The following is a 19740-nucleotide window of genomic DNA, read 5'->3' on the forward strand; positions in this document are numbered from 1 at the left end:
ACGATGCAGACACATGATGCCAAACGGGTCGAGATCACCATCGAAGCCATCGTGAAATCCCGTCTGACGGATGCTCTGGTCGATCAAGGTGTGACCGGGTTCACGATCCTGCCGGTGCTCGGCGGATCGGGACGATCGGGTGAATGGAGCCGTTCTGGCCAGGTCAGCCGCGCCAGCGGGATGGTTCAGGTCATCTGCATCATTCGCCCCGACCGCTTGGACGGGCTGCTGAGCGCGATCCTTCCCGTACTTGATCGCCATATCGGGGTTGTAAGCGTCACCGATTGCCAGGTTCTGCGGGCCGAGCGTTTCTGACCCGGAGATCTTGGGATCGGATGCGCGCCTAACTACCGGATTCATGGCGTGGACCCATGCACGATGTGCGGAGCGAACAGGCAAACCCCTGTTCGCAAAACCACACATTTTCCTTCAGAGCGGGCTGACTGACAAACATCGTTGATGGCAACCCGGACGGGCGCTAGCATTTCAGCCAGCATCTTGAGGTTGGCCGTATTGAGCATCGCCTACAGAAGGGAAATTGACGGCCTTCGGGCAATTGCCGTGTTGCCAGTGGTCTTCTACCACGCCGGATTGTCATGGCTGTCCGGTGGGTTTCTGGGTGTTGATGTCTTCTTCGTCATCAGCGGCTACTTGATCACGTCGCTTCTGATCGGGGATATTCAACGCGGACGGTTGTCCATCGTTGATTTCTACGAAAGGCGAGCCAGGCGGATTCTTCCGGCCCTTTTTGTGGTTCTGGCCGTGACGACCTGCCTGGCGTGGATCTGGATGCTGCCGGCCGATCTCAGGGTCTATTCGCGAAGCCTGTCATCCGTCGCGGTTTTCCTGTCGAACGTCTTCTTCTTCCGGAACAAGGACTATTTCGCGGATGAATTCGACATGCATCCGCTCCTCCACACCTGGAGCCTTGCGGTGGAAGAACAGTTCTACCTGCTGTTTCCGCTACTGCTGCTGTTTCTGTTTCGAAGAGGGACCCGGACCTGCATCATTGGCCTAACGGTGTTGCTTTTGGCTAGTCTGTTGCTGGCGCAGTGGACATCGGAAAACGAACCGAGGGCAGGGTTCTACCTCATCTATACCCGCGCGTGGGAGCTTTTGGCCGGCGCGATATGCGCCTTCGTACCGCGGCAGGACAAGGGGCGGTTCTCGACGGTGCTGCCGCTGCTGGGCATGGCCGGGCTGCTGGTGTCTTACGTGATGTTCGACCGGTACACGGCGCACCCGTCATTCCTGACGGTCGTGCCCGTTCTGGGAACCGTCTTGGTCATCCTTTTCGCCAGCCAACGGGACCCGGTGGGGGCGCTGTTGTCGTCGCGGATCATGGTCTGGATCGGCCTGATTAGCTACAGCCTTTACCTGTGGCACTACCCGTTGTTGGTCTTTGCCAAGATCCGGAGTGTTCCGGCACCCTCGCCGCTGACCATCACCAGCCTTGTCGTGCTGGCCTTTGTGCTGTCCGCCTTGACATGGCGCTTCGTTGAGCAACCCTTTCGCCGTCGCAGGGAAGGTCTGTTCAGTCGCCGGGGGATCTTCATCGGAAGCGCCGCGATATCGGCTTTGGTGTTCTCGGTCGGAGTGGCGATCTTCGCAACCGATGGCGCACCCGATCGCAAGGCGCTGCGCGATCTCGATCTGCCAAGGCTGACCGAAAGCCTGGCTCCGAACCGCGGTTTGAGCAATGAATGCAACGGTCGGATGCCGGTGCCGGACAGCTGTGCGACTTCCGAGTCTCCCAAGGTTGCGGTTTGGGGGGACAGTTTCGCCATGCATCTGGTGGTCGGCCTGACCGCGGCCTATCCCGAGCTTGGGGTCGTCCAGCTGACCAAGTCGCTCTGTGCGCCGATCGCCGGTATCGCCTTTGCCGATCGCGGCCGGACCGGAGAATCCCCGCAAGCCTGTCTGGATTTCAGCGACCAGGTGCTGGATTATGTCACTTCGACCGACAGCATTGACTATGTCATCGTCTCATCGCCGTTCTACTACCTGTTCGAGCCGGGCGGACTTGCTGCCGTTGACGGCGCAATGGACCCCGAAGGCCCGCAGAGGACGGTTCTGCGGAACCTGGAAAAAACGCTCGAACGGCTTGTGTCTGCCGGTAAAACCCCGATCGTCGTGTCTCCGCCCCCCTCGAATGGCCAAAACCTGGGCTATTGCGTGGTGAATGCCGAACTCCGAGGCGCTGACCCGCATCTGTGCGACTATCCGTTCGCGGACATACAGCCGGAGCTTCTTGAGGTTGGAGAGATGCTGCACCAGCTCGAGGGCCGCCACAAAGTCGTCTGGCTGGATCGGATTCTCTGCGATGCTGACGGCATGTGCCGCGCCAGCGACGGCACGACGGCATACTATCGGGATGGTCGCCATCTCTCGAAAGAAGGTTCGCGCGAACTTGGGTGCCGCACCGGTGGATGGTTCCTGTTCGGGGATGAACCTAATGGGCCAGCCGACTCTGGTGCAGTGGTGGTCCCAGCGAATGACCGTCCCTGCAGCCAGTTTCAACAGAACGCCGACCTAGCCCAAAGCGGGGAGTGATTCCTCAGCCCTGCATTGGTCTGCCGCCAGCGCGCGCTGAACTACTGCAGCGCGAGGTCCGGGTTGTGTCGATAGTAAATTTTATTCCAATAACCAAATCCGTGATAGGCTGCCGTAATTTCCGGAACCAACCGAATGGAAATGACACACCTGGGAGGGATTTCATGACCAAGTCTTTCGCAATCGTTTCACAACGTCCTTTGTGGACGTTGGCCTGTCTGGCCGCGCTGACCGCCACATCCGTGTCCGCGCAGGAGTTCCAGACCGAGCAGGACAGCACGGACGTCGTATTGGCGCCTGATGATTTCTCTCCCTATGCGGGGCGGAACTTTCCCCAGCGGCCGCTGTGGGGAGACTCGCATCTGCATACTTCGGTTTCGGTTGATGCCGGCACGATGACCCGGCTGACCCAGGAACAGGCGTTTCGCTTTGCCCGCGGCGAAGAGGTCACGACAACCCACGGCCTTCGGGCCAAGCTGTCCCGTCCGCTCGATTGGCTGGTCGTCTCGGACCATGCCGAGATGTATGGGCTGATGCCGCAGCTGCTGGCCGGAGACGCCGAGGTTCTGGCGACACCCCAGGGCAAGGCCTGGCACGAGGCGCTGACGGCGGGTGACAGCCAGCTTGCGTTTGACACGGCAATGGAGATCGTCGCCTCGTTGTCGGATGACGTCCCGCCCATCGACAACCCGAAGGCCATCAAGCATGCGTGGGAGGCGTACACGGCCCTCGCGGACAGCTTCAACGAGCCGGGGGTCTTTTCAGCCATCATCGGCTATGAATACACCACCGAGGGCGCCAACAACCTGCACCGGAACGTGCTGTTCCGCGATGGGCGCGACCGGGCCAACCAGACCCGCCCGTTCTCGCAATATGACAGCAAGAACCCCGAGGACCTGTGGGCCTTTCTGGCCGAATACGAGGAACGGACAGGCGGCGAGGTCCTGGCCATCGCGCACAACGGCAACCTGTCGAACGGGCGGATGTTCTCTCTGAACGCCTATGATGGATCCGCACTGACCCAAGAGATCGCAAGCCTGCGCGCCCGGTTCGAGCCGCTGTACGAACCGACGCAGATCAAGGGCGATGGTGAGGCGCATCCGTTCCTCAGCCCCGATGATGAGTTCGCAGATTTCGACACATGGGACGCGGCCAATCTGAACGGAACCGAGTTGAAGCAACCAGAGATGCTGGCCGGTGAGTATGCACGCGAGGCGTTGAAGCGCGGGCTCAAGATAGAACAGGAGCTGGGTGTGAACCCGTTCAAGTTCGGGATGGTCGGCGCGACGGATTCGCATACCGGTATGGCAACGGCCCAGGAAGACAACTTTTTCGGCAAACATTCCGGGGTCGAGCCCGGCCCGAACCGCTGGGAACACCTGGTAATCGAAGCACCCGATCCAGAGCTGTCGATCTATGGCTGGAAACAGGCCGCTGGTGGACTGGGTGCGGTCTGGGCGACGGAAAACACCCGCGAGGCGATCTTTGACGCGATGCAGCGCAGGGAGACCTACGCGACCACGGGGTCGCGTATGGGGGTTCGGTTTTTCGGCGGCTATGACTTCACCGATGAGGATGCCGCAAGCCGTGTTCCTGCGGATGCCGGCTACAAAAAAGGCGTACCGATGGGGGGCAACCTGCAGGCGTCTCCCGATGGACGGGCTCCGAATTTCCTTGTTTTTGCATTGAAGGACCCGATTTCCGGCAACCTGGATCGCATCCAGATCGTCAAGGGCTGGGTCGATGCTGACGGGGCCTTGCAGGAGAAAGTCTACAACGTCGTCTGGGCCGGCGATCGCCAGCTGGACGAGAACGGCAAGCTGCCCGAAGTCGGCAACACCGTCGATGTCGAAAACGCCACGTGGACCAACACCATCGGGGCAAGTGAGTTGATCACCACGTGGCAGGATCCGGATTTCGACCCCAACCTGTCTGCGTTCTACTATGCCCGTGTGATCGAGATCCCGACCCCCCGCTGGACCGCCTACGAGGCCAAACGGTTCGGGATCGAGATGCCGGACTATGTTCCGATGATCACGACCGAACGGGCCTATACGTCGCCGATCTGGTACACCCCGGGATAAACAATCGTTCCGTGAAGCGAAGCCCCGCCTCGCGCAGGCGGGGCGGTCTTGTTCATTCGGCTGGGGTGGGGTTGCCGGCCACCGGCCTGCGGTTGTCCGCGTCTATCGCTCCGAAACCGTGACGCAGCAGGATGAACACGAACAGGACCATGGTCAGAACCGCCAGAAGCGATCCGATCTGGGCAAGGGTTTCGCCCCTTTCGGTAATTGCCAGCACGATCCCGGGAACGAGCACCAGAACCGTTGCCACGGACAGCCCATAGTGGAGTTTCGCCAGACCGCTGCGCGCCGCCTCGGGGGTCAGAGCGTAGTAGAATCCGAACACTGCCAGCGCAACGAACCCGATCAGGTTCAGGTGGCCATGTGCTGGCGACAGCGTGTGATCATGGCTGGCCGACATCTGGATTCCCCACAACATGCCCAAAACGGCAAATATGGCTGCGGTGGTCAGAAAAAAGATGGGCAATCTGGTCATAACGGTCTCCTTTGAATATTCGATGAGCCGCACGGGGCGTTGAAAACTGGGTTTGCCGAAAAAAGGTGTGTTCTGACGCGGGCATCCAAACCACGCTGCCCAACCCGGCCCGAACCGTCTAGCAGTGCGGCGTCGAGCACCGAAGGCCAGAAAAACATCGGCCTAGTCAGCGGTTCCAGAGCTGGTGGGATCGCGCGGTGTCGAACCCCGGTTCCTGCGACAGGTCAGGCTCTGTTTGGTCAATCATGGCTCGTTTCCCCTCGGCTGAGATTGAAACGAAGGCGCCTTCAATGGGCGGAAAAATACCAGCAGCTGTGAAATATGAAAAATTGATTATGTGAATAATAGCTATTCACCTGGCGAATTTACTTCTGCTTGGGCAGAACCTGCGGTGATACCCGGCGCGCCTTCCTTCTCGCATTGCCAAAAATGAAAAAACCCCGCAGCCCATGCCGCGGGGATTTTAAGGCTTCAGCCTGGTCCGGCTATCAGCCCTTCTTCAGGACCTCGCGGCCCAGCAGCTCTGCGATTTGCACTGCATTCAGGGCCGCGCCTTTGCGCAGGTTGTCCGAGACACACCACAGGTTTAGGCCGTTTTCCACGGTTGAGTCCTGACGGATCCGGCTGATGAAGGTGGCGAAATCGCCGACGCATTCAACCGGCGTGACATAGCCACCGGCCTCGCGCTTGTCGATCACCATCACGCCCGGAGCTTCGCGCAGGATGTCGCGGGCCTCGTCCTCGTCCAGGAATTCCTCGAACTCGATGTTTACCGATTCCGAATGCCCGACAAAAACCGGCACCCGCACACAGGTCGCGGTGACCTTGATCGACGGGTCGACGATCTTCTTGGTCTCGACGACCATCTTCCACTCTTCCTTGGTCGATCCGTCTTCCATGAAGACGTCGATATGCGGAATGACGTTGAAGGCGATCTGCTTCTGGAACTTCTTCGGGGCGACCTCGTTGATCGGGTTGTAGACGGCCTTGGTCTGATCCCAAAGCTCATCCATACCCTCTTTGCCGGCGCCCGAGACCGACTGATAGGTCGAGACCACGACGCGCTTGATCTTGGCGCGGTCATGCAGCGGCTTCAGCGCCACCACCATCTGCGCGGTCGAGCAGTTGGGGTTGGCGATGATGTTTTTGTTCTTGTAGTCGTGGATCGCCTGCGGGTTGCACTCGGGCACGATCAGCGGGATCTCGGGGTCGTAGCGATAGAGCGACGAGTTGTCGATCACCACGCAGCCGGCCGCTGCCGCTTTGGGGGCGTAATCCTTGGTCGCGGCGGACCCCACGGCGAACAGCGCCATGTCCCAGCCGGTGAAATCGAAAGTGTCCAGATCCTGGGTCTTGAGTGTCTTGTCGCCAAAGCTGACTTCGGTGCCCAGGGAACGACGGCTTGCCAGAACGGCAATTTCGTCCACGGGGAACTGGCGTTCAGCCAGGATGTTCAGCATTTCGCGGCCCACGTTACCCGTGGCGCCGACGACAACGACGCGATAGCCCATGTCTAGTCTCCTGAATTAAGGACGCGCGTTCATAGCCGCGTTGCAGAAAATAAAAAAGGGCCTTCGCGGCGGAATTGACCGAATGACGCAGTTTTGCGGCGACTCAGGCCTTCAGCAGCTGCTGATAGAGCGCAACAAGGGCCTGCGCCTCGCCGTTGATGTCGAAATTCCGTTCCACATGGGCGCGGGCGGCCCGGCCTGCGCGGGCCAGGGAATCACGGTCCGCCAGCATCTCGGCCGCGGCCGCGGCCAGCGCCGGAATGTCGCCCGGAGGCACCACCCGACCCAGCGTCGGGTCGGTCACGATCTCGGAGAATGCGCCCACATCGGTGGCCACCACCGGCACACCGCAGGCCATCGCTTCGAGGGGGGTCAGTCCGAACCCCTCCCAGCGTTGGGGGGCGATAAACAGATCCAGCACCTGGTACCATTGGGCGATCTTGTCCACGGTGACCTCGGGCTTGAACAGTATGCGGTCGGACAGGCCGGCCCGGGCCACCTTGTCCTTCAGTTCGGTCAGGAAAGCGCTGTGTTTCTCGGTCGCGCGGCCCATGACGATGCCATGCACGTCGGGGACTTGCCCGCACAGGTCGATCATCGCATCGACGAAGGCGTCGGTGCCCTTCTGGTGGCGGATGCGGCCATAGCAGCCCAGCAACAGCCCGTCGGGCAGGCCCATTTGTGTCCTCAGCCCCGCCTTGTCGGCGGGTGGCGTGAAATCCTGCAGGTTGATGCCGTGCATGATCACCTGCGCGTCGCGCTCGAGGTATTCGGCCGTCTTTCGCGAGGTGGCCACCACCGCGTCCATCTTGCCGATCAGCCACTTGGTATAGCCCGTGTGCGCCCGCTGGGAGGCGCTGGTGAACAGCAGTTTCAGCCGCAGCCGCAGCAGTTCGCGCAGGATCAGGCCCAGCAGCATCTCGGTGTTGCGGCGGGCGTGCCAGACCCGCAGCGTCTTGCGCGACAGAAAGGGCAGGCGGCCCAGCGGGATGTGCGGGATGTCCGAAGGCAGGCCCGGGCCGGTGGCTGCGATGTCGATCCACTGTGCCTGCAACGGCACCAGCCGCGCGATCGTGGCGGTCACGCCGGACAGGCGGCGTTTGAGGTTTGGGGCAATAACAACGGGGTCGTTCACGGCGCGCGCTCCTGCGGGTCTCACTCCATGCTGTCACGGCTGAACAGGTAGATCACGCAGCCGATCGTCAGCGTGACGGCAAAGAAGGCGAATATCGCTGTGTAGGGTGCGGTTGGCCCCATGTCCACCGTCGCCGCATGGATGCGGCCGGTGGCGAATTGCGCCAGCCCCACGCCGCCGATCCCGAACAGGTTCAGCAGGGTTACGCCGCGCCCCACCAGATGCGCCGGGATGAAGGCGCGCCCATGCGCCATGATCACCGGGAAGGATGCCCCCAGAAACCCGATCAGCGCCATCAGTAGAACCGACAGCCAGACGGCCTCGGCGACCCACAGCCCCAGCAGCCCCAGCGCCAGCACCGCCAGCGCGTTGCCGCCGAAGATCACCCATTTTCGGGTGTTCAGCAGCCGGTCCAGCGGGCCATAGGCAAAAGTGCCCGCGATCATCGCGGCGCCCATGACCAGCGTGGCCTGCCCGATCTGGGTGGCGCTCAGCCCGAACACGTCCAGCAGGTACGGCCCGGCCCACAGTCCCCGCAACGCGGCCGAGGGTGCATAGGCCACCAGCATCAACGGCAAAATCGCCCAAAGCGCAGGTTCGCGCAGCAGGTCCAAAACCGACCCTTTCTGCTCGGACACAACCCGCGAGGGGTCTTTGACCGTGACCCAGATGCCCACTGCCACGGCGCCTGAGATCGCGGCCAGCCCCGCCAGAGTCGCGCGCCAGCCCATCAACTCGACCGCCAGCGCCGTGGGGTACGAGGCCACGAGGTTGCCGACCGACCCCACGCCCAGCATAACAGCGGCCAGGGTAGCGAACTTCGCGGGCCGGTATTCGCGGGCAAAGATGAAATACGAGGCCATCAGAACCGGCGAACATCCGACCCCGATCAACGCCATCGCCACCGCCACATGCAGGGGCGTCGCGGCCAGCGCGAACACCGCGGCCCCACCCGCGCCGCCGATCAGTAGCAGAACCGCCGCCGTCTGCCGGGGGCCAACCCGGTCCAGCGCCCAGCCCACCGGGATCTGCATCGCCGCAAAGACCAGAAACCACAGACCCGAGGCCCAGGCCAGATCTTCGGGCGTGGCGCCGATGTCTCGCGCCAGATCGGCGGTCAGAACCGCAAGGAACGCGCGGAAGAACTGGCTGAGGACATAGGCCAGACACAAGATCACCAAACCTGCCTGCATGTCGGTCTCCCTGCCTTCCGCCTCACCGGGATGCTTGGCACGTCCCGATGCCATGCACAAGCGCGTGTGATATGTTGCAGTATCGGGAAATGCCCCCGCACTACGCTATCATTGCGGCCAGCAAACGGGAGGGACAATGAAAACCGCCGATATCGGATTCTACGACCGCGTACCCATTACGCGCGATTTTCTCGCCCTGTCGGATCCGGAACAATTCACTCCGGTCCCGGATGACTGGATCGTGGGCGTCGCCGATATCGTGGACTCGACCGGCGAAATCGCGCGTGGTCGCTACAAGACGGTGAACATGGTTGGTGCGGCGGTGATCTCAGGCATGATCAACGCGCTGGGCGGGCGGGTTTTTCCCTATGTTTTTGGTGGCGACGGTGCCGGATTTGCCATCCCGAAGGACGATGCCGACATGGCGCGCGACACCTTGGCCGCGCTGCGCAGTTGGGCGGAAACCGAGTTCGGCATCGCGCTACGTGCGGCTTTGGTTCCTGTGTCCGACGTGCGTTCGAAGGGGCACGACTTGCGGGTAGCGCGCTATGCGCCGTCCTCGGGGGTGGATTATGCCATGTTCACCGGTGGCGGACTTGCCTGGGCCGAGGCGCAGATGAAGGCTGGCCGGTACGAGGTTCCGCCCGCCGGGTCAGACGCGCAGCCCGACCTGACCGGTCTGTCCTGCCGCTGGTCCAACAGCCCTGCGCGGCATGGGCAGATCGTGTCACTTGTCATCCAGCCCACTGCGCAGGCGACAGAACGCGATTTTGCTGATCTGGCGCAATCAGTTCTGTCCGCCTCCGAGGCTCTGGAGCGCGCGGGCCATCCCGTGCCGGCCGGCGGCCCTCCGATCAAGTGGCCACCTCCGGGTCTTGCGCTGGATGCCCATGTCTCGCGCGCTGGGCGCAATCTGGCCGTGCGCAAGGCCGCGCTGCTTGTGCAGAACCTGCTGATTTGGCTGCTGTTCAAATCAGGCAAGCGACTGGGCGAGTTTGAGCCGGGCCACTACAAGAACATGGTCAGCCGAAATGCGGATTTCCGCAAGTTTGATGACGGGTTGAAGATGACGCTGGATTGTGACGACGAGACCCTGTCGCGCATCGCCCGGACCCTGGAAGATGCGCGCGGACGCGGCAAAATCAGATACGGCATCCATTCCCAGCAAGAGGCGATGATGACCTGCTTCGTGCCCGCCGCCACGCGCGACGATCACGTACATTTCGTCGATGGTGCATCGGGCGGCTATGCGCAGGCCGCCGCCGCAATGCAGGGATGAGCCGCTCTCAGGGACGCCATTTCGCGGCCAGCCCGCGGGCGGCCTGAGCCAGCAGCATGACGTCGATACCGACCGCCAGGAACTGCGCGCCCATGTCCCGATACGCTTGAACCGCTTCATCATTGGTGCCCAGAATACCCGGCGCCTTGCCTGCTGCCCGGATCCGTTTCAAAGCATCCGCGATGGTGGTGCGGACCTCTGGCACCGTGCTGTCGCCTTTGTAACCCATGTCGGTGGACAGATCGGCCGGGCCGATGAAAACGCCGTCCACGCCCTCGACCTGAAGGATGTCGTCCAGCGCGGCCATGCCCGCAAGGTTTTCCACCTGAACCAGCAAACAGATCTCGGGGTCGGCCGTGGCCACGTAATCGGGGATCGTGCCGTACATTGTCGCCCGTGTTGCGGCGGCCCCAACACCCCGCACACCTCTGGGCGGGTACTGGCAGGCCCGAACCAGTTCGCGTGCCTGATCCGCGCTTTCGACCATCGGTACCAGAATGGTCTGGGCGCCGGCGTCCAGCACGGTCTTGATCATCCAGGTCTCGCCGACCGGCAGCCGCACCACCGCGTGCGAAGGGCTGTTGGCCAGCGCAATCAGCTGATCGCGGATCGAACGGATGTCATTCGGCGCATGTTCGCCATCGATCACCAGCCAGTCGAAACCGGCGGTTCCCATGATTTCCGCGGTGATGGCTTCGGCAAAGCTCATCCAGCAGCCGATCTGCATTTCGCCCTTTGTCAGAGCCTGTTTGAAGCGGTTTTTGGGGGCGGGCATCAGCGGTCCTCCTGCGGGGTTATGGGCATAGTGCGGGCGATTTCGGTGATCACGTCAAAGGCCACCCGGACGTCCTCCTCGGTGGTTTCGAACTGGCCGGCCTGAAAGCGGATGACGATGTTGCCATCGACTCGGGTCTGGGTCAGATAGATGCGCCCGTCATCGTTGATGGCGTTGACCAGCCGCAGGTTCAGGTCGTCCAGATCCGCGGCGCCGGGTGGCTCATATCGGAAGGTCCACAGGGACCACATGGGCGGGGTGACGATCCGGAAATCCGGCTCGGCCGCCAACCGGTCATGCAGGTCGTGGGACCAGTTGACGTGGTTGCGCAGCCGCGCGCGCAAGCCTTCCAGCCCGTAGGCGCGGATCACGAACCACAGTTTCAGCGCCCGGAACCGGCGGCCCAGCGGCACCGACCATTCCGAGTAGTTGATGATCCCGTCCTTGCCATGCGTTTTGAGGTATTCGGGGCTGATCGCCAACGTCTGCACCAGATCGTCGGGGTTTTTCAGGAAATGCGCGCAGCAGTCGAACTGAACCCCCAACCATTTGTGCGGGTTGAACACGATGCTGTCGGCCTGGTCGATCCCCGGCCAATAGTGGCGGTATTCGGGGCAGATCATCGCCGACCCGGCCCAGGCCGCATCCACATGCGTGTACAGCCCATATTTCTGCGCGACTTTCAGACACTCATCCACCGGATCGGTCGCGCCGGTCCCGGTGCCGCCGACGCACAGGATCACCCCCGCGGGGTGAAGGCCGGCGTCCAGATCGGCTTGGATCGCGGCCTCGAGCGCTGCGGGATCCATCCCGCGCCAGTCACCCTTGATCGGGACGCGCACCAGATTGTCCTGCCCGATCCCGGCCACCCAGATAGCGCGGTCGATTGATGTGTGCACCTCGGACGAGCAATAGACGCGCAAGGGTGTCTGCCCAAACAGGCCCTGACGGTTGCCCTGCCAGTTCAGCGCCTTTTCCCGCATGGTCAGAACGGCGGCCAGCGTGGCCGACGAGGCTGAATCCTGGATCACCCCTGCAAAGCCTTCGGGCAGGTCCAGCGCCTGCCGCAGCCAGTCCATCATCCGGGTTTCCATCTCGGTCGCCGCGGGCGAGGTCTGCCACAGCATGCATTGCGGCGCGATCGCGCTGGCCAGAAACTCGGCCAGCACCGACGGCGCCGAGGCGTTCGAGTTGAAATAGGCGAAGAAGCGCGGATGCTGCCAGTGGGTGATGCCCGGCATCACGATCCGCTCGAAGTCTTGAAAAATCCCTTCTATCGGTTCGCCATGCTCCGGCGCCTTCGCGGGAAGCGCGTTCAGCACCTCGCCGGGCTCGGTCCGGGCGCGCACCGGGTGCTGGCCGACGGTTTGGTGATAATGCTGCGTCCACTCGGAAATGCGTTTGCCCCATTCCGAGAATTCATCCCATCTCATCTGCCTTGCCTTCCGCCTTCGCATCTTTCGCGGGCAAGTGATGGCGATGCAGGCGGGCAGGTCAATCAAATTCCGGACGACGATGGCGCTGTGAGGTGGGACCGTGGCGGCCGTTCGATCCAAACTCAGGCTCTAATAAAGAAAATCGCACCGGCTGTGCGGATCGGAGAACCCCGCCGGAGAAACTAGGGGTCGACTCCGGCGGGGTGGCCAGACGGTGTCTGAAGTTATTTGCCTGGCCCGGGGCCGAAGAATCCCTGTGTTGAAGGGCTCCGGCCCTGAATCGGAGAATGTGAGGTGCCCAAATTGCACCCCGACAGCGCAGCCCAAGCACCCAGGGGGATGAGGCCAGAGCGGCGGTTCTCCGAAACCGTAATTTTTCCTTGGTATTCGTGACGGTGGCACGCTGATGAGCAAAGCTTGATTGGCTGGGCGCGCCGACCGCCTGAAAGAAAACCTAGCGCACCTGACCGCGAAACCAAGTCGCAATAAAGTGACGCGGCCAGTGGGCCTGTTGCGCTGCCTTCGAATATCTGCCCGATATTTCCGTTCATGATGCGCGGCCTGTGCGGTTTATTAAACAGGGCGGTCCCAAGTTTCCCTAGAATAAAGACGGATAGTCTGCGCGGATGAAACTGGTTTGCGCCCAGGTCCGCGGCCTTGGCAACTTCGCGCCGAAACGTACAGGCGGGCCGGCAATAATCGGCGTGTTTGCCGGGTTGAACAGCGGAGTGTCTCCTTTAGTCTGCGCGGCAATATGAAGGAAAGGATGCAATATGGCCAAATCTCTGTTTTCCCTGCCGGATGTGGTGCAGATACCAGTAGTTGGAGAGGCCAACACCTATCCGGTGGGGCGCATCTTCTGCGTGGGACGGAACTATGCCGCCCATGCGGCCGAGATGGGAAACGAGGTTGACCGCGAGGCGCCGTTCTATTTCACCAAGTCCCCGCAGAATGCCATTCTGACCGGGCAAACCGTGCCTTACCCGCCGGGCACCGAGAATTATCATCACGAAATGGAACTGGCTCTGGCCATTGGTCGCCCGGTGTTTCAGGCGACGTCGCAGCAGGCTTGGGATGCCGTGTTCGGATATTGCTGCGCGCTGGACATGACCCGGCGCGACCTGCAGATCCGCGAGCGCAACAAGCAGCGCCCCTGGGATCTGGGCAAGGATGTGGAAAATGGCGCGGTGTTCGCGCCGCTGACCCGCGCCGCCGATTGGGGTCCGACCGATGACATCCGCATCCATCTGAGCGTGAACGGTGAGGTCCGGCAGGACGCCACCCTGTCCGAACTGATCTGGAAGATCGACGAGATCGTCATGCACCTGTCCCGGTTCTATCACCTGCGGCCCGGCGACCTGATCCTGACCGGAACGCCCGCCGGCGTCGGCCCGGTCGAGGCCGGAGACGTGCTGACCGGCGGCATCGACGGGTTGGAGCCCATCCGCCTGACCCTCGGGCCGGCGGAATAGACCCTAAAAAGGGATTGTCGGCCGCTCAAACAGGCGCGCGCAGCCAGTCTGCGTTAAAGGTAACCCGATCCAGCCCGGCAAAACGGCGCACCCGGTCCAACTCGGCCACGAGCCGCCGGGTTCGGGCGTCCGACCATCTGACCCCACGCTCGGGCCAAAGGGCGCGGACCCGCAAGGTGCCTTCGTCGCGATGGGCCTTCATGTCGATCCGCCCGATCAGGAGGTCTTTCTCGAGAAGCGGAAAGACGTAATAGCCATAGGTGCGCTTGGCCTCGGGCACGAAGACCTCGATCCGATAGTGGAAGCCGAACAGGCGCTGGGCGCGGTTTCGGTCGCGCAGCATGGGGTCGAACGGGCTGAGCACACGGATACGCCCCGGCGCGGGGGCAGGGTCGGCAGCCTGGTCCGCCAAGCCGGGTCGCGCAAACACGCGGCGCATTCGACCATCAGCGCATTCCACTTCGATTTCCTGCAAATCCCCCCGTGTCAGAGCCTGTTTGCACCACTCTTTCGCCTCGGCAGCGGTGACCGTGTCCCAAAACGCGGCCAGTTCGCCCGAGGTGGCAAAGCCCAGCCGGTCGAGCGCCGCGTGGCACAGCCAGTCCACCGTCGCCTGATGGTCGCACTCCATCATGCCGGGGCAGAGATGGGTGTCGATCACACGCTCGGTCAGGTCGTATTGTTTTTGAAACCCTCGGCGCCCCACCACCGTCAGCGCGCCCGAGCGCCACAGGTATTCCAACGCCGTTTTCGAGGGGTGCCAATCCCACCAGCCGCCCGAGCCCTTTTTCTCATCCTGTCCCAGATCGGCCGAGCACACCGGGCCATGGTCGCGAATGTGTCGCAGAACGGGCTCGAACTGCTGTTCGAACCCGTCGCGCCGCCAGTTGCGCCAGCGGGTCCGCAGCATCTCGGCGTCGCGCTGGAAGCGCAGGTGCCAATGCGGGTAGAACGCCATCGGGATCACGGCGGCGTCGTGGGTCCAGTGTTCGAACAGGCCGCGGTCGCGCTCGTACAGGCGCTTTAGGTCGTTCGGCCGATAAGACGGGCGGCGCGAGAACAGGATCATGTCATGGGCGCGCGCCACGGTGTTGATGCTGTCGAGCTGCACGAAACCCAGCCGGTGGATCAGATGCAGCAGATCGGGCCCTTTGGCCGGACCTGCGGGCTGTTCCGCCAGCGCATGACGATCCATGAACAACGCACGGGCGGTTCGGTTGTCGAGTTGTTGCAGCTTGCCCCGTTCAGCGCCGCTTGAGCGTGTCGCCATAGCTGATCTTGGGGGTCAAGGTTATGCGTGTTTCGATCTCGGTATTCGGGTCGGCCAGTTGGGCGGCGATGATTTCCGCCGCCTTGCGACCGATTTCAAGCCGGCAGGCGTCCATGGTGGCCAGCTTGCGCGGCAGACCCTGCAGCAGTTCGACGTTGTTGAATCCCGCAAGGCCGATCTGTCCGGGCACGTCGATACCCTGCTCAAGCAGGTACAGCAGCCCGCCCGCGCCGATCATGTCGTTGGAATAATACAGGAAATCCAACTCTGGGGAGCGTTCTAGCATGGCTTTGGTCATCTCGCGCCCCTTGGCCAGGGCCGAACCGCCGGAATAGAACTCTCGGTCCTCGATCTCGATCCCGTGCTTGCCTAAAACTTCGGTGAAGCCCTCGAACCGTTTGCGCGCGCGGTGGTCCAGCGGCATCTTGGTGCCCATGAAGCCGATATGCTGATACCCGGCCTTCAGGATTGCTTGCGCCATCTCGCGCCCGGCCCGGCGGTGCGAAATGCCCACCATCGCGTCCACAGGCTTGCCGTCCGTATCCATTATCTCGACCACCGGAATGCCCGCCGAATCCAGCATGGCCCGCGCGGCCTCGGTGTGTTCCAGCCCGGCGATGATAACGCCCGACGGACGCCACGAGAGCATCTCGTACAGGACCTTTTCCTCTTTTTCCGGCAGATAGTCGGTGACGCCGACCACGGGCTGCAGCTCGGTATCCTCAAGCACCTGGTTGATGCCGGTCAGCACCTCGGGGAAGACCATGTTCGACAGCGACGGGATGATCACAGCCACCAGGTTCACCCGGCTCGAAGCCAGTGCCCCGGCGATCTTGTTGGGCACGTATCCCAGCTCTTTCGCGGCGGCCAGAACCCGGGTGCGGGTCGCGTCCGACACATCGCCCCGATTGCGCAGGACCCGGCTGACCGTCATTTCCGACACACCGGACGCTTCTGAGACATCACGGAGGGTAAGCGGGCGTTTCGTTTCTGTTGTCACCGGGGATACCTGCATTGTTGTTTCCCCGATGCTAGCGCGAACAGGGCAATCTGTTCAACTGTTGTGCAAAGGTCATGACAAGCCGAAAAAACCCGGCTACAGAAGGCGCCGCGCGGCCCCGTGGCTCAACTGGATAGAGCAGCCCCCTCCTAAGGGGTTACTGAGCCTTAGAAAGGAGGCCGCGTTTCCCAAGAAACACAAGTAAATTAGGCTGTTAGCCATGGTTAGGCGCGGTTAGGGGTAGTATACACCCGGTTATTATACTAAGTAATTCCTAAGCCCCGAGAGGGCCTGGATGCTTAGGAATAGCCATGGCTAGGACCGTACAGGATAAACCGATCACCACTCGTGCTGCCCGCGCGAAGCTGAATCCGTCGCCGAATGCCCACTTCCGGCGGCTGACGGACAAGCTACATGTCGGCTACAGAAAAGGAGCCAAGCTGCCGGGCTTGTGGACGGTGCGAATGCTGGGCGCTGATGGGGTGTCGAAGCAGAAGCGCATCCCCGGTGTGGCGGACGATCTTGAGCCTGCGAACGGCGCTGACGTACTGAGCTTTGACCAAGCCTGTGAAGCTGCTCGCAACATCTTTGCTCCGGCCCCTGCCGCGATCACCGTGGCCCGCGCACTGGACGACTGGTTTGCTGACAAGCTGGCGCGTGGCATGAAACCTCGGGCCGAACACAGCACCATGAACTACGTGCTGCGCACCAAACGCTGGTTCGGTGACAAGCTGGTTGTAGACCTGACCGTGGCCGACATTGAACGCTACCGTGACTCCTTCCTTGAGGGCCATGCGGAGGACCGTCTGCGCGCTCGCAGAGCTACTGCCAACCGGGACATGAACACCCTGCGGGCCGCGCTGAACTTCGCGGCTGACAGACACTTGCCAGAGGCTCCTCGGCCGTGGGCCAAGGTGAAGAATTTTGCCAAGGCCGATGCCTTCGGGAAACGGGTCGTTGTGCTGACTGAACCCGAGGAAAACAGGCTCTACGGCGCTTGTGAATCGACCGAGGTGCGTAACCTGTGGCTGGCGGCGTTCTACACAGGCGCTCGGTACGGTGAATTGGTGGCTGCGAATGTAGGAGACCTTGCTCCGCGTCGGCTGACCGTTGACGGCAAGACCGGACGCCGGACCATTGTTTTGTCGCCAAAGGCCGATGCGTTCTTTCGGTCGTTGGTGAAGGGGGTGAACGACCCCGACCGGGCGCTGTTGGTAGACGAGAATGGAGACCGCTGGCACCATGACCGTTCCCGAGGGCCGATAGACCGCAGCATTGCCAAGGCTGATCTGCCGGAAGGCACGACGTTCTATGCTGCTCGGCATTCGTACATCACTCGGCATCTATCTCGGTCGGTTCCGGTCATGGCCATCGCCCAGAACTGCGGCACATCGCTGGAGATGATTGAGGCGACCTATGCGAACTTTGTGAAGCAGGACTTGGAGGTGTGGTTCAATGACTGATCCTTGGGCAGACATAGACATCTTCGCTGACGCTGAGGAGTATTGGGAGGCCGAGAATTGGGGTCTGGAATTCTGGACCGACCATCCGACGTTTCTAGCGACTGATGTGGCTCTATTGAAGCATCTATCGCCATCTGCGCTGAAGGCTGTCGCCCAAGGTCTGGCTGCGACCGCGACGGACGAGATGAAGGCTGAGGTGCGCCGAAAGCATGGTGCGCGTGGTGCGGCCATTCGTAACGCTTCTACCATGAGCAAGGAGCAGGTCGCTGCACTGTGCTGGCAAATAGAGGACAAACTGAACTCTACCCGTACAACCAAGCCCATGAGCAAGGCCCAAGCCGCCGAGAAGATCGCACCCTTGGTAAGCGCCGAGCTTGGCAAGGAATACAAGACGTCTTACATCCGCCAACTCCTTCTGATGAGGGGGAAAATTTAGCGGTACTTCTGGTATACTAGGTACTGAACGGGACGGGCTATGCAGGGGTGATACCCACGCAGGAGCTTGTGAAATGCCTCGAGAAAAAGAACGCATGTGGACCGTTGAGGAGGTCCTACAGGACATCATCCGTGTAAACGGTGAAGTCATCAAATCATTCGTGTCGCAAAACTATGGTGCTATCCCGATTGATGACTTCGCCTGCCAGATCGGACTTCCGGTCTCGACCATGCAGCAGTTGCGGAAAGAGGGCAACGGCCCCAAGACCTTTAAGATCGGTCGTCGCATCTATGTACATGTGAAGGATGCGCAGGCATGGCTGGCTGAACTTGCGGAAGAAGCCGAGGTTGAGTCTGACGCCGCATAGAAAAGTGCCCCCACCTGAGCCATAGGCGGGAGCACTAAGGAGACGATATTGATATGAACGGTAGCATAATACCGCGTCTCTGTTTCCCCGACTAGGCCAAATTTGGGGGTGTCCCGACCCGGAGGCACCTATGCCCACTATTGAACCCGAACGACGCAGGTATTCGCACCTCGGTGTTGCGGACCAAGCCGAGTGGTTGGCGCTGAGCACCAAGAAGAAGCTGCTCCGCACCATGTCGCCGAACCGCCATCAGATGTTCAAGCGGGCACTGAGGCAGGCTGCTGCTGCCGTGACCCGTGACTGCCACTCGTATCGTGGCCCGCACTGCCGTGTTGCGATCTTTGCCAACGAACAGGTCGGCGCGACGATCCCGTTCCCGGCACCGACAGACCTCGATGCTGCCGTGGTGCGTGGTGAACGACTGCGCCGCAAGCAACCACCGTGGATGACCAGCACCCAGGCACTTGAGAACGAGGGTCGAGTGTACCTCGACGTACTGAACAACCACCCCAATGGCGTGACACAAGAGATGTGGGACGTTGCCCGAGAACGCACCGCCGACCTTTGGGCGGTCGCGGCCCATGACCTCGCCAGTTCTGACCTGCTGATCCCCGACAACCGAAACCCAGAAATTGCTGTCGCGCTCGTCTCGTTACGAGCGGGGAGCGATCTACACCACGCCAGCTTTCCGCTGATGGTGGTGCCACTCGAAGAGGAGACGAAACAATGAGTGAACAAGAACAGATAGACGACATGATGCGGCGCGAAGGCCAGAGAGTTCTCGACCAGATCGAAGTCGCCAAACAGGCGGGGGGCATGACGCCCGGAAGCACGGTCTTGGTTGCCGCTGTGAATGGCTGCGTGTTTTCCGTGACCATGCCGTACCTGCCGCACGACCCGGCTGAGAACAGGTTTGATGACCCGAGCACATACTTGGACATGTACTCCGAACCCGAGTGGAAAGTCGGAAGCACTGACCCCGACCGACCGCTGTATGAGGTGCTGTGTGACCTGTCGGCCTATGTGACGAGCGGGCACCACTACAAGACTGACCTGACTGACGTGAGCGACGAGACCCACAAGGACGTCTTGGCTCGGGTGTACAGCTTCCTTTTCTGGTGGCTGACGAAGGAAGCACCAGAGGCGCTGGACCCTGAGACTTCTGTCCGGGTCATCACATTCGTGGGTGAACCGATCCGCGACACCTTTCACATTGGTCATTGGGTGGCAGCATGAGCCCACGAGACAACTTCCTATCCCCCGCACATGTTACCGTGTTCACCAAGTCGGC

Annotated in this window: 18 protein-coding genes; 10 read left to right on the forward strand and 8 right to left on the reverse strand. The window is 61.6% G+C overall.

From position 1 onward, the window contains the following. Positions 1-3 precede the first annotated feature (3 nt). The 3 genes from ACR0JC_RS10900 (at position 4) to ACR0JC_RS10910 (ending at position 4637) form a co-directional block, all read left to right on the forward strand. Positions 4-315, forward strand: a complete 312-nt coding sequence (locus ACR0JC_RS10900; RefSeq protein ID WP_093963956.1) for a P-II family nitrogen regulator — start codon at positions 4-6, stop codon at positions 313-315. A 198-nt stretch (positions 316-513) separates the two neighbouring features. Then, positions 514-2553, forward strand: coding sequence for an acyltransferase family protein (locus tag ACR0JC_RS10905; RefSeq protein ID WP_217361085.1), 2040 nt, complete (start codon positions 514-516; stop codon positions 2551-2553). Between the two features lie 164 nt (positions 2554-2717). After that, positions 2718-4637 carry a DUF3604 domain-containing protein gene (locus ACR0JC_RS10910; protein ID WP_170342758.1) on the forward strand — a complete coding sequence of 640 codons (1920 nt, stop codon included), beginning with the start codon at positions 2718-2720 and terminating at the stop codon, positions 4635-4637. A 52-nt stretch (positions 4638-4689) separates the two neighbouring features. Here the strand turns inward: ACR0JC_RS10910 and ACR0JC_RS10915 are convergent, their stop codons facing one another. The 4 genes from ACR0JC_RS10915 to ACR0JC_RS10930 form a co-directional block, all read right to left on the reverse strand. After that, positions 4690-5112 (reverse strand): hypothetical protein, encoded by a 423-nt coding sequence (locus ACR0JC_RS10915; protein ID WP_170342760.1) that lies wholly within the window; start codon positions 5110-5112, stop codon positions 4690-4692. A gap of 488 nt (positions 5113-5600) precedes the next feature. Beyond that, positions 5601-6623 (reverse strand): aspartate-semialdehyde dehydrogenase, encoded by a 1023-nt coding sequence (locus ACR0JC_RS10920; RefSeq protein ID WP_170340798.1) that lies wholly within the window; start codon positions 6621-6623, stop codon positions 5601-5603. Positions 6624-6726: 103 nt separating this feature from the next. After that, complete coding sequence (locus tag ACR0JC_RS10925; RefSeq protein ID WP_170342763.1) at positions 6727-7758, reverse strand: glycosyltransferase family 4 protein; 1032 nt, start codon at positions 7756-7758, stop codon at positions 6727-6729. Positions 7759-7778: 20 nt separating this feature from the next. Beyond that, positions 7779-8951 (reverse strand): MFS transporter, encoded by a 1173-nt coding sequence (locus ACR0JC_RS10930; protein ID WP_170342907.1) that lies wholly within the window; start codon positions 8949-8951, stop codon positions 7779-7781. A gap of 136 nt (positions 8952-9087) precedes the next feature. Here ACR0JC_RS10930 and ACR0JC_RS10935 point away from each other — a divergent pair, with 136 nt between their 5' ends. Further along, positions 9088-10230: a DUF3095 domain-containing protein gene (locus ACR0JC_RS10935; RefSeq protein WP_170342765.1), complete on the forward strand. Its 1143-nt coding sequence runs from the start codon at positions 9088-9090 to the stop codon at positions 10228-10230. Between the two features lie 7 nt (positions 10231-10237). On the opposite strand, the gene ACR0JC_RS10940 is transcribed toward ACR0JC_RS10935, so the two are convergent. Beyond that, a complete protein-coding gene (locus ACR0JC_RS10940) occupies positions 10238-11005 on the reverse strand; it encodes an HpcH/HpaI aldolase family protein (RefSeq protein ID WP_170342768.1) in 768 nt (255 codons plus the stop codon). Beyond that, on the reverse strand, positions 11005-12438 hold the full coding sequence (locus ACR0JC_RS10945) for a pyridoxal phosphate-dependent decarboxylase family protein (RefSeq protein WP_170342770.1): 1434 nt from the start codon (positions 12436-12438) through the stop codon (positions 11005-11007). The genes ACR0JC_RS10940 and ACR0JC_RS10945 overlap by 1 nt, the downstream gene beginning before the upstream one ends. A gap of 776 nt (positions 12439-13214) precedes the next feature. On the opposite strand from ACR0JC_RS10945, the gene ACR0JC_RS10950 reads away from it, so the two are divergent. Further along, positions 13215-13913, forward strand: coding sequence for a fumarylacetoacetate hydrolase family protein (locus ACR0JC_RS10950; RefSeq protein ID WP_170342772.1), 699 nt, complete (start codon positions 13215-13217; stop codon positions 13911-13913). Positions 13914-13938: 25 nt separating this feature from the next. Here ACR0JC_RS10950 and ACR0JC_RS10955 read toward each other — a convergent pair whose 3' ends face one another. Beyond that, on the reverse strand, positions 13939-15183 hold the full coding sequence (locus tag ACR0JC_RS10955; protein WP_170342775.1) for a winged helix-turn-helix domain-containing protein: 1245 nt from the start codon (positions 15181-15183) through the stop codon (positions 13939-13941). Beyond that, complete coding sequence (locus ACR0JC_RS10960; protein ID WP_170342776.1) at positions 15158-16183, reverse strand: LacI family DNA-binding transcriptional regulator; 1026 nt, start codon at positions 16181-16183, stop codon at positions 15158-15160. Before ACR0JC_RS10960 ends, ACR0JC_RS10955 begins: the two co-directional genes overlap by 26 nt. 311 nt (positions 16184-16494) lie before the next feature. Between ACR0JC_RS10960 and ACR0JC_RS10965 the strand changes: the two genes are divergently transcribed. From ACR0JC_RS10965 to ACR0JC_RS10985, 5 genes are all read left to right on the forward strand, one after another. Further along, complete coding sequence (locus ACR0JC_RS10965) at positions 16495-17646, forward strand: tyrosine-type recombinase/integrase (RefSeq protein ID WP_480763933.1); 1152 nt, start codon at positions 16495-16497, stop codon at positions 17644-17646. Next, a complete protein-coding gene (locus ACR0JC_RS10970) occupies positions 17639-18082 on the forward strand; it encodes a hypothetical protein (protein WP_480763934.1) in 444 nt (147 codons plus the stop codon). Before ACR0JC_RS10965 ends, ACR0JC_RS10970 begins: the two co-directional genes overlap by 8 nt. Positions 18083-18155: 73 nt before the next feature. Beyond that, the gene (locus tag ACR0JC_RS10975; protein WP_480763935.1) at positions 18156-18449 is read left to right on the forward strand and encodes a hypothetical protein; all 294 of its coding nucleotides are present in this window, start codon (positions 18156-18158) and stop codon (positions 18447-18449) included. A 130-nt stretch (positions 18450-18579) separates the two neighbouring features. Then, positions 18580-19179, forward strand: coding sequence for a hypothetical protein (locus ACR0JC_RS10980; protein ID WP_480763936.1), 600 nt, complete (start codon positions 18580-18582; stop codon positions 19177-19179). Next, positions 19176-19685 (forward strand): hypothetical protein, encoded by a 510-nt coding sequence (locus tag ACR0JC_RS10985; protein ID WP_480763937.1) that lies wholly within the window; start codon positions 19176-19178, stop codon positions 19683-19685. The genes ACR0JC_RS10980 and ACR0JC_RS10985 overlap by 4 nt, the downstream gene beginning before the upstream one ends. The last annotated feature ends 55 nt before the right edge of the window (positions 19686-19740 follow it).

The organism is Ruegeria sp. CH5 (assembly GCF_056537025.1).

Excerpts from the sequence above, each read along its gene's own strand:
- ACR0JC_RS10900 (WP_093963956.1), top strand. The coding sequence starts at position 4 with ATGCAGACACATGATGCCAAACGGGTCGAGATCACCATCGAAGCCATC.
- ACR0JC_RS10910 (WP_170342758.1), top strand. The coding sequence starts at position 2,718 with ATGACCAAGTCTTTCGCAATCGTTTCACAACGTCCTTTGTGGACGTTG.
- ACR0JC_RS10915 (WP_170342760.1), bottom strand. The coding sequence starts at position 5,112 with ATGACCAGATTGCCCATCTTTTTTCTGACCACCGCAGCCATATTTGCC.
- ACR0JC_RS10920 (WP_170340798.1), bottom strand. The coding sequence starts at position 6,623 with ATGGGCTATCGCGTCGTTGTCGTCGGCGCCACGGGTAACGTGGGCCGC.
- ACR0JC_RS10930 (WP_170342907.1), bottom strand. The coding sequence starts at position 8,951 with ATGCAGGCAGGTTTGGTGATCTTGTGTCTGGCCTATGTCCTCAGCCAG.
- ACR0JC_RS10935 (WP_170342765.1), top strand. The coding sequence starts at position 9,088 with ATGAAAACCGCCGATATCGGATTCTACGACCGCGTACCCATTACGCGC.
- ACR0JC_RS10940 (WP_170342768.1), bottom strand. The coding sequence starts at position 11,005 with ATGCCCGCCCCCAAAAACCGCTTCAAACAGGCTCTGACAAAGGGCGAA.
- ACR0JC_RS10945 (WP_170342770.1), bottom strand. The coding sequence starts at position 12,438 with ATGAGATGGGATGAATTCTCGGAATGGGGCAAACGCATTTCCGAGTGG.
- ACR0JC_RS10950 (WP_170342772.1), top strand. The coding sequence starts at position 13,215 with ATGGCCAAATCTCTGTTTTCCCTGCCGGATGTGGTGCAGATACCAGTA.
- ACR0JC_RS10955 (WP_170342775.1), bottom strand. The coding sequence starts at position 15,183 with ATGGCGACACGCTCAAGCGGCGCTGAACGGGGCAAGCTGCAACAACTC.
- ACR0JC_RS10965 (WP_480763933.1), top strand. The coding sequence starts at position 16,495 with ATGGCTAGGACCGTACAGGATAAACCGATCACCACTCGTGCTGCCCGC.
- ACR0JC_RS10970 (WP_480763934.1), top strand. The coding sequence starts at position 17,639 with ATGACTGATCCTTGGGCAGACATAGACATCTTCGCTGACGCTGAGGAG.
- ACR0JC_RS10975 (WP_480763935.1), top strand. The coding sequence starts at position 18,156 with ATGCCTCGAGAAAAAGAACGCATGTGGACCGTTGAGGAGGTCCTACAG.
- ACR0JC_RS10980 (WP_480763936.1), top strand. The coding sequence starts at position 18,580 with ATGCCCACTATTGAACCCGAACGACGCAGGTATTCGCACCTCGGTGTT.
- ACR0JC_RS10985 (WP_480763937.1), top strand. The coding sequence starts at position 19,176 with ATGAGTGAACAAGAACAGATAGACGACATGATGCGGCGCGAAGGCCAG.